The organism is Kribbella sancticallisti, assembly GCF_039530625.1.
Lineage (GTDB): Bacteria > Actinomycetota > Actinomycetes > Propionibacteriales > Kribbellaceae > Kribbella > Kribbella sancticallisti.
In genome coordinates this window covers 47018-63274 of the sequence record NZ_BAAAOS010000041.1, presented here as the reverse complement: position 1 = coordinate 63274, position 16257 = coordinate 47018, and the positions used below count along the sequence as shown (strand labels likewise).

Sequence of the window (16257 nt, the reverse complement as noted above, 5' to 3'; positions counted from 1 at the left end):
CTCCTGAACTCCACACCAACAGGCTCGTGCGTAGTACCTACTTCACCAGGTCTGGAGCGGCGGCGAAGGTGTTGCAGGCTCGGGTTTCGCCTACGTTGAGGCCGTTGACGATCCAGAAGCCCTGGCTGGTGGCTAGCCCGTGGGTGCGTTCGCTGGCGGGGGTGTCCGGGGACTCGCCGAAGCTGTTGCTGGCCTGGAACTCGAACTCCTTCATCCGGCTGGTGAAGGGGTACGACTTCGCTACCGCTCGGCTGAAGACGCCGGCGAAGCAGGAGGCCTGGAGTTCGTTGCGGCGGGAGCTGTCGAGCTTCTCCTCCGGGTGGTCCTGGAGGTAGACGGCCCGGGCGTAGAAGAGATCACTGACGCCCTGGATGTGATGGCCGTACTCGTGCGCGATCGTCATCAGGAAGGCCAGGTCCTGCTTCGGCCCGAAGGCCTTGTTCATCTGCTTCACGTCGGTGTACATGACCTGGTTGCCATAGCAGTAGAACGCCAGCACCCGGCCGGACAACGGCTGGAACGTGCCGCACGGCGTGATGACCTGCTGGTCGAAGACGACGAGGCCCGGGTCGGGCTTGGTCTGGCCGGCCTTGGCGAACACCGGGCGCCAGCCGTCGTTCAGGCACTTGAACAGCTTCTCGTAGTACACCTTCTGCGAGGCCAGGCTGCCGTCACCCAACTTCTCGGCCGGGCAGTTCAGCTCGCCGAGCCCGCCGGCCTGGTAGATCGGGGCGTTCAGCAGGTAGTCCTCCGCCGTGCCCTTCTCCGGACGCGTCGTCGCGGTCGGCGCGATCGACGGACCGCTGATCTGCGGCTCGGTCGTGTCGGTGTCGGCGCCACCGGCCAGCATCACCCCGACGGCGCTCAGCGCGATGCCGAGGAACGAGACCACGCTGAAGCCGAGCAGGAGCAGCTTGAGCGCTCCGCCCCGGCGCTTCGGGGGTTGGAAGCCGTTGAACTGGTTGGGACCGCCTGCGCCGTAGTACGGCTGCGCCCACTGGCCCGGGTACTGCTGCTGGGGCCGGAACTGTCCCGGCTGCTGGTACTGGCCTTGCGGCCCCGGCTGCGGGTACTGACCGCCCGGCTGCTGGTACTGACCCTGCGGCGCGTACTGCGTCTGCTGCCACTGCGACGCCTGCGGCGGAGGCAGTACGCCGGGCGGCGGCGCCACCCGGTCCTGGGGGCGGTCGCCGTGCCCGTACGGGGTGCTCACGTGTCGTTGCCCCTTCGGCTTGAGTCGGTCGAACGAGTTCGCTGGACGAACCGGCACGAGACTACTCTCGACCCATGTCACTGAAGCGCCGCCTGTTGCCGGCCGCCCTGCTCGCGTCTCTGACGGTTCCCTTCGTTGCCCTCGGCACACTGCCCGCCCAGGCCGCGGACGACCAGGTCACCGGCTACGTGGCCGAGGCGACGCTGACCGGTGACGGTGTCCTCAAGGTCAAGGAGACGGTCGATCTGACCGCCGGCGGCGACACCTTCCGGCGGACGCTGACCACCCGCGTCCGCTCCGACGCCGAGCAGGACCGCACCTACGACGTGACCAACATCTCGGCCACGGTGAACGGGCAGCCCGCCGAGAACTTCGGCAACAGCGAGGTCGAGAACGGCCGGGAGCTCAGCCTGAAGGTGTCCGGCCAGTCGAAGATCGTCTACAGCTACGACGTGGACAACGTCGTCGCCGACTCGGTCGACGGCCGCGCGGTGAGCTGGCCGATCGTCCAGGGCTACGGCGTCTCCATCCCCAAGGCCTCGGTCACCGTCAACGTCCCGTTCGCCACCTGGCTGACCTGCTTCGCCGGCCGGCCGGGCTCGACGATGCCGTGCACGACGTCGCAACTGGGCGAGTCCGCCGCGGTGCAGATCGAGCAGAACGGCGTCCCCGCGGGCGGCCGGCTGACCTTCCTGACCGGGCTGAGCGGCCAGGCCACCGTGCAGCCCAACGCGGAGTTCAAGACCCGCTGGAGCCTTGGGCGCGCCTTCACGATGGACTCGGCCACCCTCGGGCTGAGCGTGCTGCTGCTGGGCATCGGCGTGCTCGGTGCCGCGGCGCTGTGGTTCTTCCGCGGCCGGGACGCGGGCAAGACCGGGACCGGAGCGCCGGAGCGCCCAGTGCTGGACGGACCGGGCGGGCCGCAGTTCGCCGCGCCCGACGGCATCCGGCCGGGTCAGGTCGGCACGGTGGTGGACGAGACCGCCGACGTCGTCGACATCACGGCGACCCTGCTCGACCTCGCCGTGCGCAACTACCTGACCATCGAGGAGCTGCCGCGCGAGACCCACTTCGGCAAGCTGGACTGGCAGTTGCACCGGCTGAACGCGGGCGGCCCGGAGCTGCTTCCGTACGAGAAGGCATTGCTGGACGCGGTGTTCGCCGAAGGGGAGACCGTGCAGGTCTCCACCCTGGGCCAGGCACTCCGGCCGCGACTCGGCATGGTCCGCGAGCAGCTGTATGCCGATGTCGTCACGCAGGGGTGGTTCGCGAACCGCCCGGACGCCGTGCGGAACCGCTGGACCACGGCAGGGCTCGTACTGTTCGGCGCCGGGGTGTTGCTGACGATCGTGCTCGCCATCGCGACGAAGTACGGGCTGGTCGGCTTCGCGGTGATGCTGACCGGTGTGGCGCTGACCCTGTCCGGTCAGGTCGCTCCCGCACGCACGGCGCGCGGCGCCGCAGTACTGGGGCGTGTGGCCGGCTTGCAGCGGTACCTGACGGATGAGTCGTCCACGGATCTCCCGCACAGCCACCGGCTCGAGTTCGCGTCCCGCTGCCTGCCGTACGCCGCTGTGCTCGGCCTGACCGAGAAGTGGGCGCTGGAGATCGCGGCCACGGATGACGACGACGACCCGGACGCGGGCATCGGCTGGTACTCCGGGCCGGAGAACTGGCACCTGTCCGACATCGGGGAGTCGCTGTCGAACTTCGTCACGGCCTTCGGTGGCTCGCTGTCGACTGCGCGCCGGTTGTTCTGAGCTCGTTCAAAGGCCCGGACCCCCTGTACTGCAAGGGGATCCGGGCCTTTGTCGTGTCCGGGGGTCAGTCGACCAGGTCCGGGGCGGCCACGAAGGTGTTGCAGGTGTTCGGGCTCTTGCTGTTGAAGCCCACCAGGGACCAGTAGTTGTGGCTCACCCGGGAGCCGCGGTCGTGCGCCCGCGGCCGGGAGTACTCGTCGCCGGTGTTGGCGATCAGGACCCGCCAGGTGGCCAGCAGCGGGCCGCGGATCGGGATGTACGGACCAGCCGACCCCAGGTACGCCGAACCGAGGCAGGCCGCCTGCAGGTCACGCCGACGGCTCTCGGCGATCTTCTGGTTTCCGGTGCTCGCCTCCGTCTCCCGGGTCATGGAGGCGGCGTAGATGCCGGACAGCTTCTGCACGTGGTGGCCGTACTCGTGGGCGAAGGTGTTCATCATCCACACGCGGCCGGAGATCGGGTTGCGCTTGTAGTACGCGGCACCGAGCGCGTACGGGAGGTAGATGCTCTCGTTCTGGTCGCAGTAGAAGGCGCGGGTGCCGTTCTGCGGTCCGCAGACGGTGGTGACCGGGCCGTTGAACACGACCACCTTCGGGTTGCGGTACGGCAGGTCCGCCTTCTTCATCGCCAGCAGCCAGGTGCGGTTCATGCACGGCAGGATCGCGTTGTAGTAGAGCCTCATCGTGGTGAAGGTCGAAGGGGCCACCTTCGGCTCCACGCATTGGGTCGGGCTCAGCGGGCCGACGGCGTACAGCTTGCTGGCGGTGACGATCTCGTCGACCGACGGCGCCTGGCCCGGGGTGGGCGACGGCGTACCGGACGGGGATTCGGAGGTGCTGGTCGACGGGGTGCCGGACGAGGCCGGAACCTTGTCGTCCCCTCCTCGGCTGAGCACGAACGTGAGCCCGGACCCGACCACCAGCACCGCGAGCACAACCAGCCCGATCAACAACCCCTTGGAGATCTGCCGAGGCTTGCGCCGCCGCCCAGGTCCCGGAGGCTGAGGAATCGGAATCGGCGGATACTCCCAGGACTGAGCCTGCCCCGCCTGCTGCCCGAACCCGCCGCCTGCTGCTCCACTCGCCTGTCCGAACCCGCCGCCTGCTGCTCCACCCGGTTGTCCGAACCCGCCGCCTGCTGCTCCACCCGGTTGTCCGAACCCGCCGCCTGCTGCTCCACCCGGCTGTCCGAACCCGCCGCCGGCCGGTCCGCCTTGCGCAAGCCCACCGCCGGTTGGTCCGCCTTGCGCAAACCCACCGCCGGTTGGTCCGCTCTGCCCGCCAGTCGCTCCGCCCTGCCCGAACCCGCCGCCTACGGCTGGTCCACCAGCGGGCCCCGCACTTTGCGGCCCACCCTGCTGCCCACGCGCACCAACAGGCGGCGGCGCAGCATGCCGACCGCCCTGCCGCCCACCCGCAGGCGGCAAACTCCAGTTCGTCTGCCCCGGCCCGCCTGAGCCTTCCTGCGGGCGGCCTCCCGCGCCGGTCTGCGCCCCACCGGGCGCACCGGCCTGCTGCCCTCCTGCACCGGGCCCTCCTGCACCGAGCGCTCCCGCACCGGGGCCCGGCGCTCCCACGCTCGGTTGGCCGGGGCCGCCGGTCTCGCCGCGAGGTGCCTGCGCACCGCCGGCGCCGCCCGCCTGTCCACCGCTCGCGGCACCTGCCTGCGCACCACCTGCCTGCGCACCGCCTGCTTGCGCGCCGGTCGGCGCCGTGCCGGCTGCTCCTGCGCCCGGCTGGCCGGTGTCTTGGTCAGGCTGGGGACCGGGCCGATCTGGCGTGGACTGCCACCAGCCGGTCTGGCCGGCGGGAGAAGTACTGGGTGGGGTGTACGGCGGCAGGTTCCACTTCAGGTTGTTCGTGGGGTGGCCCGGGGATGGGTGGTCCGGGGTGTCGCCGGGTGGGGCCGGGCGCAAGTACTCCTTTTGGGGTTCGGTGGACTCGGTCCACCACAGGGGCGACTGGCCAGCCCTGCGCGGTGACTCCGCGGCCGGTGGCTCGGTGGGTTGTTCGCCCTCCGGGTCCGGCTCCTGCGGGTTCCGCCCAGGAGGTGGATTCCAGTTGTCCGACATCGATACTCCTCACGAGACCTTGCTGGCCGAAGCCGTGAACGTGTTGCAGCTGACGCTGTCGAGCGTGGTGAAGCCGCGCCCGGTCCAGTACAGGTGGCTGGCCCGGGCGCCGTGGTCCCGCGGTCCGCCGCGGTTGTTCTCATCCCCGGTCTGAGCCTGGACGTAATTCTGGTAGGTGTTCAGGTCCAGCCCGTCGATGCCGTAGGAGATCTTGTTCGCTCCCGCGAAGACGGCGCTCAGACAGGATGCCTGGAGTTCGATCCGCCGGCTCAGCTCGAGCCGCGTGTCGGGGTTCGGCGCGTCGTACTGGAGTTGCCGGGCGGCGGGCAGGATGCCGGTGATCTGCTGCACGTGGTGGGCGAACTCGTGCCCGGCCGTGTACGTCGCCCACATCCGCGCGAACGACCGGTTGGCGTTGTCGGGAGACCGGGCCCACAGCTTGATGTCGTCGGTGAACTTCAGATAGAGCGTCTGGCTCGTACCGCAGTAGAAGGAGACGGACGAGCCACCGGCGCAGGGCGACTGGACATTGCCGGTCCAGAAGACCAGCCGCGGCGCCTGGAAGGTGTCCTTCGCCGCTTGCACCTTGGGTGCCCAGGCCTTGCTGAGGCAGGCGACCAGGTTCTCGTAGTACGTCCGGACGTTCGCGACCTTGCTCAGGGGGATCTGCGGCTCACTGCAGCCGACCGTGGGCTGTGCCCCGGTGGTGTAGAAGGCATCGGCCGTCACTGTCCGTGCGCTGGCGCCTGACTGCGGCGAGCCCGTCGGACTGTCGCCGGGGACCTCGGTCGAGGCTACTTGGCCCGCGCCCGGTTCGGCTGCCGTGGAGGACGATTCGCCGTCGCGAAGTATGAGAGCGACGATCACCACGAACACCGCCACACCGCTGAGCAGCAGCAGGCCGGCAATCACCCCGGTCGGGCGTCGCCGGGGCTGCGGCCCACCCTTCTTGAAGTGGAACTGGCTGCTCTGATCAGGCGAGGTCCCATCGAATTCCGGCCCCCAGCCCACCTGCGGCTGCGCGGGTTCACCGCCGGGCGCGCCAGGCGCTGGGTAGCTGCCGTAAAGCGGTATCGAGCCGTCGGGAAGTGCTCCCGGCGGCGGATGCGGCCCTGGTGGCTCGCTCCATTCCTGGTCAGACACGGTCGTTCCTCATCCCCCCGGGACACACAGGGCGTGATCCGGGGGACCAGGCTAACCACCCGGACCGCTCCACGTCTGTACTGAGGGCGGCGGATCCCCGTCACCTCACCCGGGCCCCGGAGGCCACGAAGGTGTTGCAGACCGCCGGGTTGCGGCTGTTGAACCCGCGCTGGGCCCAGTACTGGTGGTTGACGCCGTCCCCGGTGTGATTTGCCGGCGGGCCTGCTCAAGGGGTGGATCGAGGAGTCGTTGCGGTAGGCATGAGTCGCGGTATGGTGCGGTCTGGCAACCACTGAGTACGACCTGCCCCGGCTACCGGCTGCTGGGCAGGGGCCTGGTGCCGCGGGCCGATTTCAACCTGACCCTCTCGATACGGTGTGATTGGGCGATGCGTCTACGTCTGCTCGGGGTATCCCTGTGTGCCCTCGGTTTCCTGGCCCTGACCAGCGTCCAGGCCGGTGCGACCGGTCAGGACGGTCGGTCGACGGCCGCGGATCCAGTGGTCACCAACTACGACAGTGAGATCCGGGTCGAGCGTGACGGTCTGCTGAAGGTCTCCGAGACCTGGAAGCTGAGCAACGTGACCGGGACCTTCACCCGGTTCGTCGTGACCCGCGACCACCTGCAGGACGACGTCGACCACGTGCAGAAGATCGAGGACCTGCAGGTCAAGGCGGGCGGCCAGGACAAGAAGTCCGAGCTGACCACCGCCGGCGACATCAGCTCGATCGCGGTCGCGGACATCTCCGGCGACACCCAGCTCGACTTCACCTACACCGTCCGCGGCGCGGTCGCCGAGACGCTGAACGGTACCGAGGTGCGGTTCAGCCCGCTGACTGGCCTGGCGCTGACGGTGCAGGACGCGAACATCGTCTACAGCACCCCCGAGGTCACGCACGTTTCCTGCTTCGCGGGCGCGATCGACAGCAACACCCCGTGCACGCTGGCGCAGATCGCCGAGACGGCCGGCCCGACCTTCAAGCAGCAGGGGCTGCCGCCGGGCAACACCGTGCGGATGACGGTCGGCTTCCCCAAGGGCGAGATCGGCGCGAACGCGATCGTCGAGTACCGCAAGACCTTCAAGCGTGCCTTCTCCACCGACACCGCCCAGCTGATCACCGCGCTCGCGGTGCTGCTGCTCGGTGCCGTCGCGCTGTTCCTGCTCTACCGCCTGCGCGGCCGCGACCAGGTCGACCCGCGCCGCGTCGTACCGGCGTCGCTGTTCAGCCTCGGGCAGGACACCCGGATCGACTTCACCCCGCCCGCCGACCTGCGTCCCGGCGAGGTCGGCACGCTGATCGACGAGCGGATCGACCCGGTCGACGTGACCGCCACCATCATCGACCTGGCCGTTCGCGGGCACATCACGATCACCGAGCTGGAGCACGAGACCGAGTTCGCCCGGCCCGACTGGGAGCTCCGCCGGGTCGCCAACGCGCCGTCGGAGCAGTTGCAGCGGTACGAGAACGTGCTGGTCCGCGCCATCTTCGGCGACTCGGACTCGGTCCTGGTCTCGGAGCTCGGCCGTCAGGTCCGCGCCAACCTCGGCGAGGTGCAGGACGCCCTGTACGACGGGGTCGTCAAGCGCGGCTGGTTCACCGAGCGGCCCGACCGCACCCGCTCGCTGTGGGCGACCATCGGTATCGGCGTCACCGTCCTCGGCGTGATCCTCACGGTGGTGCTGGCCCTGCTGTCCACCTGGGGTCTGCTCGGCCTGGCGATCACCGCGGTCGGCGTCGGCCTGCTCATCGTCGGCCGCCACATGCCCGCCAAGGCTCCGGCTGCCGGCCGGGTTCTCGGTCAGGTCGCGGCGATCCGTGGCGAACTGCTCGAGATGGACGTCAGCGAACTCCCGTCGGACCAGCACGCCGAGCTCTGCTCCCGCGCCCTCCCGTACGCCGTCGTGCTGGGCGGCTCGGAGCGCTGGATCTCCGCACTGGTGGCGACCGACTCGGACGAGGACGAAGACGAGGGCTTCCACTGGTACCGCGGTCCGCGCGGCTGGCACCTGCAGTACCTGCCGGACTCCCTCCGCAACCTGACGACCAACCTGACGGGCGCGCTCTTCACCCGGTAAGTCCTTCAGTTGGGCAATGGGTGGTGCTCGCGGCGATAGTGGCCGGGGGCAACGCCGTACGCGCGCTTGAAGCCTTCGCGAGGGCGAACTCGGTGGCGTAGCCGGTTTGACCGGCAATCGTGCGCAGAGGTGCGTCGGAGTCGCGGAGCCGGCGCGCGGCGAGCGTCACTAGTACGACGGAACCGACGGAACCGCCCGTACGCCGCCCCCGGCATACGGGCGGTTCCTGTTCGTGGGGGCTACCAGTTCGCCTGGGTGCCCGTCGGGGGGAGCGGAGTACCCGTCGGGTGGATGACATAGACCAGGCCGCCCGAGTGGGGGACCCAGGCGTTCTCGAAGGCCTGGCGGTCGTAGGTGGTGCGGACCTGGTCGTTCGAGGCGATGAGGTGGGAGGCGGGGTCGTTGACGACCACGTTGCCGACCGCGTCGAAGCCGACGATCACCATCAGGTGGCCGTTCGTGCCGTAGCCCGCGCCGGGGAGATCGCCCTTCTTGAAGGAGAGTGAGGCGATCAGGGGGATGCCGGCCTTGATGAACTGCTCGGCCTCGGTGAGCGACCTGAGCCGGGTGACGAAGGCGTCGAGGCCCCGCGTACCGGCGTACGCGGTGTTGAAGGGCCAGTTGCCGGCGCCGTCGTAGGCGTAGTCGAAGACCGCGCGGGCCGCGTGGTCGACCTGGGGGTCGGCGTCCGCCGGATCGACCCAGGCGGTCTCGGCCGCGGTCGGACCGGCGCCGTAGTAGTCGAGGACCATCGCGGTCGAGGTGGCCGAGCACCAGGCCTCACCGCCGCCGTCCCACTGCGGGTAGTGCCCGATGTGGGTCTCCTGCGAGTACGTCGGTACGTCGAGCACCTGGCCCGCGGCGCCACCGGGTCGGCCGACGGGCACCTTCTTCTCGTCGGGCAGTCGCGACGCCACCGCGCCGATCGACCGGACGACTGGCGTCTGGGTGGTCCCCGAGAGCCGGTACAGCGTCACCTTCAGTTGCCAGCTGTCCAGGCTGCGGTCCTTGGCGGCGACGAAGGTGTCGACGGCGACGTAGCCGTTGGTGTCGCCCTGGCTCGGCACCGAGGTGCGGTGGATGTCACCGGCAGCTGTGTCGTCGCCGCCGGTCCAGCGGCCCAGCACGTACCACTTGGTGGTCGTGCCGAGGTCTGTGTGGCCCGCCATCGAGACCTCCACCCAGGTGCCGGGTGGGGTGGTCGCGTTCCAGGAGGCGATCAGCTCGGTCAGGCCGTAGCTCGTCGCCACCTGCGGGGACGTCCAGCTGGTCTGGTCGTAGCTCTTCGCGGAGCCGTCGCCGAACGGGTCGACGTACGAGGTGGTGCCGGTGGCGGTGCCGAAGGTCAGGCTGCCGTCGGTGACGGTGGTGCCGGACTGGGTGCCGGAGAGGAAGTCGGAGGACGACGTCCACGTCTGGTAGGTGATGTCGCGCTGCTGAGGTGCTTTCGTGGCCTCGCTCGGCACGGTGGCGAGGCTCAGCACGACGACACCGGTGATCAGAGCGGCGAGGGGGCGGGCGGCGGTCATGAATCGACGGTAGACCCGCCGCCGCCCGCTGTCGCGGTGAACGCGTGCCGCGACGTGTTTCCGGTTGGTAAATTACTTTCCGCGAGCGGTCCACTCGTCCGCGAGCATCGCGAAGACCAGTTCGTCGGTCCACTCGCCCTTGAGGAACTCGTTCCGGACGAAGTGCGCCTCCTGCCGCAGCCCGAGCCGGGTGAGCAGGTTCGCCGAACCGGTGTTGCGATAGTCCAGCCGGCCGATGATCCGGTGCATGCCGAGTTCCTCGAAGCCGACCCGGAGCAGCTCGATCGAGGCCTCGGCGGCGAACCCCCGGCCGTGGAAATCGGGGTGGAAGACGAAACCGATCTCGCCGGTCCGCTGCTCGGCGTTGTGGACGAACAACGTGACCTCGCCGACGTGCTGACCGGTCTCGCGCAGGATCACCGCGGCCGTGAGCGCCTGCCCGTCGGCGGTCATCGGTACGTCGGCCAATCGACCCGCGAGCGACTCCTGGACCTGCTCGGGCGTCTTCGGGTCGTACAGCAGGAAGCGGGTGACCTCGGGGCTCGACTGCAACTTCAGCAGGTCGTCGTAGTCGGTCTCGAGGTAGCGGCGAACAGTCAGACGGTCGGTCTCGATAGGCAGCTTGTAGGTCACCTGTTGAGCCTAAGAGTTCGCCGCAACCCAATAACTAGTAGACGAGGGCCGGAGCGGCCACATAGGTGTTGCAGACCCGAGGACTGCGGGTGTTGAAGCCTGCGTTCGCCCACCGCGGGATGCTCTTCCTACTGCCGTGGTCGCGGCGGGTGCCGTACTCGTCACCCTGGTGCGAGTGCAGATAGTCCAGCTGCGCCTTCAGTTGGCCGGTGAACTTGTAGCTGCCCTTGTTCGCACCCATGAAGACGTTGCCCAGGCAGGTCGCCTGGATCTCCAGCCGGCGACTCATCTGCAGCGCGGCGTCGCCGGACCGCTGGTACTCGATGTTGTTGTTGGCCCGCAGGATCCCGGTCAGGTGCTGCAGGTGGTGGCCGTACTCGTGCGCCACGGTGTCCACCATCTGCGCCCGGAGGTAGGTGAGCACCTGAGTCCGGTTGGGATAGCTCGAGTACCGCTTGTAGAGCTGGAGGTCGGTCCTGGCGTCCATGTAGATGGTCTCGTTGGCCGAGCAGTAGAAGGAACTCGGCGAGCCGCCACTGCACGGCGTCTGGACCGGACCGGTGAAACCGATCAGTGTCGGCGGCGCGAACCTTTGCTTGCCCAGGGCGAGCTGCCGCGGCCAGGCCTGGTTCAGGCAGGCCAGGACCTTGTTGTAGTAGATGCGTGCGTTCGCGGCGCTGTTGGCCCGGGCGCTGGACTCCCGGCAGTTCACTGTCCGCTGCACGCCTGACTTGTAGATGCTGTTCTTGGTGAGGATGTCCGAGTCAGACGGAGGCGGCGGAGTCGCCGGGGTCGTTCGGGTGGTCCGGGGTGCCGTCGGCTGAGGTGCCGTGGTCGGCGCCGTCGTCGGTTCGGAGGTCGGGGAGGACGTCGGAGCCGTCGTGGGGTGGGAGGTCGGCGAGTACGTCGGCTGGGTGACGTAGTCGTTCTGCCGGTTGTTCTTCAGCACCACGCCGACGATCCACAGGCTCACCACACCCGCGAACACCACCACCAGCCCACCGACGATCCAGGGCGCCTTGCTCTTCTTCCTCCTGGGTGGCGGCGGGAACCCACCCGACCCCCAGCCGAACTGCTGCCCCGCCGGCGGCCCGTACTGCGGCTGCCCATACTGCGGGGCCCCGTACTGCGGCGGAGGCCCCTGGTACTGCGGCGGAGGTCCTTGATACTGCGGCGGTGCTCCCGGGTACTGCGGCGGCCCCTGGTACGGCGGTCCGTACGGCGGCGGCTGGTTCGACAAGGTCTCCTCCTGCGGCAAACGCTCGCTTCACCCTACGGAGCGCAAGGGCCAGTCACGAGAATTGTCAAGAGCAGTCTCGAATCACCGTTACCCTAGATCGGTGACACTTCGCTTGTACGACACCGCGACAGCAGCAGTGAGGGATTTCGAGCCGGTCCAGCCGGGCAAGGTCGGGATCTACCACTGTGGGCTGACGGTGCAGGGTGCCCCGCACGTCGGGCACATCTACAAGGAGATCGTGTTCGACGTCCTGCGCCGCTGGCTGGAGCGCTCGGGCTACGAGGTCACCGTGATCGCCAACGTGACCGACATCGACGACAAGATCCTGGCCAAGTCCGCCGAGCGGGACATCCCGTGGTGGGCGCACGCCTACGAGTTCGAGCGCGAGTTGCACTGGGCCTACGAGGTGCTCGGCTGCCGCCCGCCGACGTACGAGCCGCGCGCGACCGGGCACATCCCCGAGATGGTCGAGATGATCGACGAACTGGTCGAGCGCGGGCACGCGTACGTCGCGCCGGACGGCTCGGGCGACGTGTACTTCGACGTGAAGTCCTGGCCGGCCTACGGCGAACTGTCGCACCAGCGGATCGAGGACATGGAGGCGGCCGAGGACGCGGACCCGCGCGGCAAGCGCGACCCCCGCGACTTCGCGCTGTGGAAGGGCTACACGCCGGAAACTCCGCGGACGGCCTCCTGGCCGACGCCGTGGGGCCGCGGCCGCCCGGGGTGGCACCTCGAGTGCTCCGCGATGGCCGGCAAGTACCTGGGAGCCGAGTTCGACATCCACGGCGGCGGGCTCGACCTGCGCTTCCCGCACCACGAGAACGAGTTGGCCCAGTCGACGGCACTCGGGCAGAAGTTCGCCCGCTTCTGGATGCACAGCGCGCTGGTCACGGCGGCCGGCGAGAAGATGTCGAAGTCGCTCGGCAACGGCGCCGTGGTCCGCAACGTGGTCGAGCAGGTCCGCCCGATCGAGCTGCGGTACTACCTGGTCAGCTCGCACTACCGCTCGGTGGTCGAGTTCTCCCTGGCCGCGCTCGAGGAGGCCGCGACCGGTTTCCAGCGGATCGAGGGGTTCGTCACCCGGGCCACCGAGGTGACCGGTGGCGTCGAGCCTTCGGCCCAGTTGCCGCAGGCATTCACCGACGCGATGAACGACGACCTGGGGACGCCGGCCGCGGTCGCGGTACTGCACAACACCGTGCGGGACGGCAACAAGCTCGTCGCCGACGGGGATTCTCCTGCCCTGCAAGAGAATCTGGCCGCCGTCCGGGCGATGCTCGGCGTGCTCGGGCTGGATCCGCTGGCCGAGCCGTGGGCCTCGCGGGCCGGCGGGACCGAGGAACTCACCGAGGTGGTGGACGGGCTGGTGAAGGCGCTGCTGGACCAGCGCCAGGCCGCCCGGGAACGTAAGGACTACGCCGCGTCGGACGAGATCCGCGACCGGCTCAAGGCGCTCGGCGTCGTCGTGGAGGACACCCCACAGGGTGCCCGCTGGACGATCGCCGCGCACCACTCGACCGAAGGAAACTGAAGTGCCAGGCAGTAGTCAGCGCAAGGGTGCCATCCGCCGGAAGCCCAAGGGCAACCCGACCGCCGGATCCGGTGGCCGGGTCCGCCAGGGCCTGGAGGGCCGCGGCCCGACGCCGAAGGCGGTGGACCGCACCAAGCACCCCGCGCACAAGCGGGCGAAGGCCAAGGAGCGCGCCGAGAAGCGCGCCCCCAGCCGCCGGAACAGCAAGGACGTCGGCGAGTCGACCGTCGAGTGGGTCTACGGCCGCAACCCGGTCGTCGAGGCACTGCGCGCGGGCGTGCCGATCAACGCGCTCTATGTTGCCGAGGGCACCGAGCGGGACGCCCGGCTGCGGGAGGCGCTGCTGATCGCGACCGAGCACGGCATCTCGCTGCTGGAGGTGCCGCGGCCCGAGATGGACCGGCTGACCAGCCACGGCGCCCACCAGGGCCTCGCGGTGCAGATCCCGCCGTACGAGTACGCGCACCCGGACGATCTGCTGAGCCGCGCGTACGACGCCGGCCAGGTGCCGCTGATCGTCGCGCTCGACGGCGTGACGGATCCGCGCAACCTGGGCGCCATCACCCGCTCGGCCGCCGCCTTCGGAGCGCACGGCGTACTGGTTCCGGAGCGCCGGACCGCCTCGATGACGGCCTCGGCGTGGAAGACGTCGGCCGGCGCCGCGGCCCGGATCCCGGTCGCCCGGGCGACGAACCTGAACCGCGCGCTGAAGTCGTACAAGGACGCCGGCCTGATGATCATCGGCCTGGACATGGGCGGCGAGGTGGAACTGCCCGAGTTGGAGGCCGCCACCGAGCCGATCGTCCTGGTCGTCGGCAGCGAGGGCAAGGGTCTGGCCCGGCTGGTCCGGGAGAACTGCGACCTGATCGTCTCGATCCCGATGACAAGCGCCACCGAGTCGCTCAACGCCGGCATAGCCACCGGCGTAGCCCTCTACGAAATCTCCCGCCGCCGCGGCTGAACTCGTCACCTTGAACACCAATTGGGGACCTGGAACAGGAAACGGCCTGTCCCAGGTCTCCATTTGGTGTCCGCGGTCCCCGGATCAGGCCGCAGAGCAAACGGCGGATCAGGGCGCGGTGGCGCGGGCGAGGGATCGGCGGAGGCGTTCTCCGGTCTCGCGGGGACTGTCCAGGTCTGTCCAGCCGACGCGGGCGAAGGAGTAGCCGAGCTCGCGGAGCCGGTCCTCTCGCCACTTCTCCGCCAGCAGATCTTTCGAGGATTCGTACTTCAGGGCTCCGTCGAACTCGACGATCAAACGCTGCCGCACCAGGAAGTCGACCCGGCCGATCAGGCGACCGCCCGAATCGCGAATCTCCACCTGCAATTCCGGCGCAGGCATGCCTTCGTTCGCCAGCAGGACCCGCAGCCGGGACTCACCGACGGACTCGCTCGCGCCATCAGCGAATTCCGCCGCGGCGCGCGCTGCCGGCGATCCGGGCCAGTGTTCGAGCCGCTTTGCCATCCTGACCAGTTGTCCAGTGGTCACCAGGCCGTCTCGCAACGCTGCGTCGGCCAACACCACGCCGACCTCGTACGACGAAGTACAGGTGGTTTCGACGACAGCACGGGCCGGCACGGTCAAGCGATGCCCCGCCTGCTGACAGATGTCGTCCGGTGCGAGTGGGGATCGGTGGATCTGCACGGTGCGGTCTGACCTTGCCCGTCCCCTCGACCTGGTCAGTTGAACCCGGCCGTGGTCCAGATTCCAGGCCGGCAAGCGGTGGAGGAGGGTGGCGGACTGATGACTGATCACCACCTCGCCACCCATCCGATGGGTCACCGCCCGTGCCATCAACTCGTGCAGCCGACCGGTACGTTCCCAAGGAGACTCGCCGCCTCGCCAGGAGGCCTTCTCGACGTACGCGTCTCGGCAAAGCCGCATCCATAGCCCTTTCCGGACCCGAAGGCGGATCTCGCTGTCGGTGTAGCCCGCTTCCAGCAGATCAGCGCGGCTGAACCACCCGCCGCGCTCGGTGGCCACCCTCCTCAATTTTTTGTTCACACCAGTGAACATGCCTCGCTCCCACTCCGCGCGACCTCCCTCTCCGCACCTGTGGACAACCACTTCCCGGGGCCTCGGACAACAAAGCGGGACCTCGGACAGGAAATAGCCTGTCCGAGGTCCCGCCGTAGTGTCCTGGGTCACTACAACTGGCTGGCGGTCAGTAGACGCTGACGCCGTAGCGGCTCAGGACCTCGTTGACGGGCTGGAAGAACGTGGTGCCGCCGGTGCGGCAGTTGCCGCTGCCGCCGGAGGTCAGGCCCAGGGCGATGCTGCCGGCGAAGAGCGGGCCGCCGGAGTCGCCGCCCTCGGCGCAGACGTTCGTGCGGATCAGGCCGGTGACGGTGCCCTCGGCGTAGTTCACCGTGGCGTTGAGGCCGGTGACGGAGCCGCTGCGGAGGCCGGTGGTGCTACCGCTGCGCCGGACCGCCTGGCCAACGGAGGCGTTCCCCGAGGCGGTGATGTCCTGGTACGAACCGTTGTACAGGTACACGTTGCCGGGGTGGTTCGTGTAGGACGTGCTGTAGCGGACGATGCCGTAGTCGTTGCCCGGGAAGCTGGTGCCGTACCGGGTGCCGAGCACGGTGGTCTGCGACGAGTTGGCGTACCAGGTGGTCGCCGCGTTCGTGCAGTGGCCGGCGGTGATGAAGTAGTACGTGCTGCCGCTGCGGACGTTGAAGCCGAGCGAGCAGCGGTACCCGCCGCCGTAGATGGCGTGGCCGCCGCTGATGTGCTTGCTGAGGACGCCAGGCAGTTTCTCCAGCGTGACCTGGCTGCCGAAGCGCTTGGTGACGGCGGTGAGCGCGTCGAACTTCGCGCCGCTCACGGTGTCGTCGTACGAGACGATGATCCGGCCGGACTTCTGGTCGGTCATCCAGGCGGTACCCGGGATCGACGCCTCCTTGGCCAGCGTGGAGGTGATGGTGCTCGCCGAGGCGATCGCCGCGGGACCTGGGGCCGCGCTGGCCTGGGTGGAGAGCAGGGCGGTGGTCGCGGCCAGACCGGCGGTAGCCAGCAGGGCCACAAAGGGACGGAGTTTCATGGTTGTGCCT

General features: G+C 69.1%; 12 protein-coding genes. 4 read left to right on the top strand and 8 right to left on the bottom strand.

Annotation, left to right across the window (positions count from 1 at the left end):
• Nucleotides 1-37 precede the first annotated feature (37 nt).
• Complete coding sequence (locus ABD255_RS27400) at nt 38-1213, bottom strand: neutral zinc metallopeptidase (protein ID WP_344218929.1); 1176 nt, start codon at nt 1211-1213, stop codon at nt 38-40.
• 74 nt (nt 1214-1287) lie between these two features.
• Between ABD255_RS27400 and ABD255_RS27395 the strand changes: the two genes are divergently transcribed.
• Nucleotides 1288-2973: a DUF2207 domain-containing protein gene (locus ABD255_RS27395; protein WP_344218927.1), complete on the top strand. Its 1686-nt coding sequence runs from the start codon at nt 1288-1290 to the stop codon at nt 2971-2973.
• A gap of 64 nt (nt 2974-3037) precedes the next feature.
• Here the strand turns inward: ABD255_RS27395 and ABD255_RS27390 are convergent, their stop codons facing one another.
• Together ABD255_RS27390 and ABD255_RS27385 are read right to left on the bottom strand one after the other, a co-directional pair.
• On the bottom strand, nt 3038-3922 hold the full coding sequence (locus ABD255_RS27390) for a neutral zinc metallopeptidase (protein WP_344218925.1): 885 nt from the start codon (nt 3920-3922) through the stop codon (nt 3038-3040).
• A 1131-nt stretch (nt 3923-5053) separates the two neighbouring features.
• Nucleotides 5054-6187: a neutral zinc metallopeptidase gene (locus ABD255_RS27385; protein WP_344218923.1), complete on the bottom strand. Its 1134-nt coding sequence runs from the start codon at nt 6185-6187 to the stop codon at nt 5054-5056.
• A gap of 388 nt (nt 6188-6575) precedes the next feature.
• Here ABD255_RS27385 and ABD255_RS27380 point away from each other — a divergent pair, with 388 nt between their 5' ends.
• Complete coding sequence (locus tag ABD255_RS27380) at nt 6576-8264, top strand: DUF2207 domain-containing protein (protein ID WP_344218921.1); 1689 nt, start codon at nt 6576-6578, stop codon at nt 8262-8264.
• A 239-nt stretch (nt 8265-8503) separates the two neighbouring features.
• On the opposite strand, the gene ABD255_RS27375 is transcribed toward ABD255_RS27380, so the two are convergent.
• From ABD255_RS27375 to ABD255_RS27365, 3 genes are all read right to left on the bottom strand, one after another.
• Nucleotides 8504-9793, bottom strand: a complete 1290-nt coding sequence (locus tag ABD255_RS27375; RefSeq protein WP_344218919.1) for a peptidase C39 family protein — start codon at nt 9791-9793, stop codon at nt 8504-8506.
• A gap of 72 nt (nt 9794-9865) precedes the next feature.
• Entirely contained in the window at nt 9866-10426 is a 561-nt protein-coding gene (locus ABD255_RS27370) for a GNAT family N-acetyltransferase (RefSeq protein WP_344218917.1), read from the bottom strand.
• Between the two features lie 34 nt (nt 10427-10460).
• Entirely contained in the window at nt 10461-11666 is a 1206-nt protein-coding gene (locus ABD255_RS27365) for a neutral zinc metallopeptidase (protein WP_344218915.1), read from the bottom strand.
• 100 nt (nt 11667-11766) lie between these two features.
• Here ABD255_RS27365 and cysS point away from each other — a divergent pair, with 100 nt between their 5' ends.
• Both cysS and rlmB read left to right on the top strand, forming a co-directional pair.
• Entirely contained in the window at nt 11767-13200 is a 1434-nt protein-coding gene (cysS, locus tag ABD255_RS27360) for a cysteine--tRNA ligase (RefSeq protein WP_344218913.1), read from the top strand.
• Between the two features lies 1 nt (nt 13201).
• Nucleotides 13202-14161, top strand: a complete 960-nt coding sequence (gene rlmB, locus ABD255_RS27355; protein ID WP_344218911.1) for a 23S rRNA (guanosine(2251)-2'-O)-methyltransferase RlmB — start codon at nt 13202-13204, stop codon at nt 14159-14161.
• Nucleotides 14162-14269: 108 nt separating this feature from the next.
• Here rlmB and ABD255_RS27350 read toward each other — a convergent pair whose 3' ends face one another.
• Nucleotides 14270-15184 carry a type IV toxin-antitoxin system AbiEi family antitoxin domain-containing protein gene (locus ABD255_RS27350; RefSeq protein ID WP_344218909.1) on the bottom strand — a complete coding sequence of 305 codons (915 nt, stop codon included), beginning with the start codon at nt 15182-15184 and terminating at the stop codon, nt 14270-14272.
• Nucleotides 15185-15365: 181 nt separating this feature from the next.
• A complete protein-coding gene (locus ABD255_RS27345; RefSeq protein WP_344218907.1) occupies nt 15366-16247 on the bottom strand; it encodes a S1 family peptidase in 882 nt (293 codons plus the stop codon).
• Between the last annotated feature and the right edge of the window lie 10 nt (nt 16248-16257).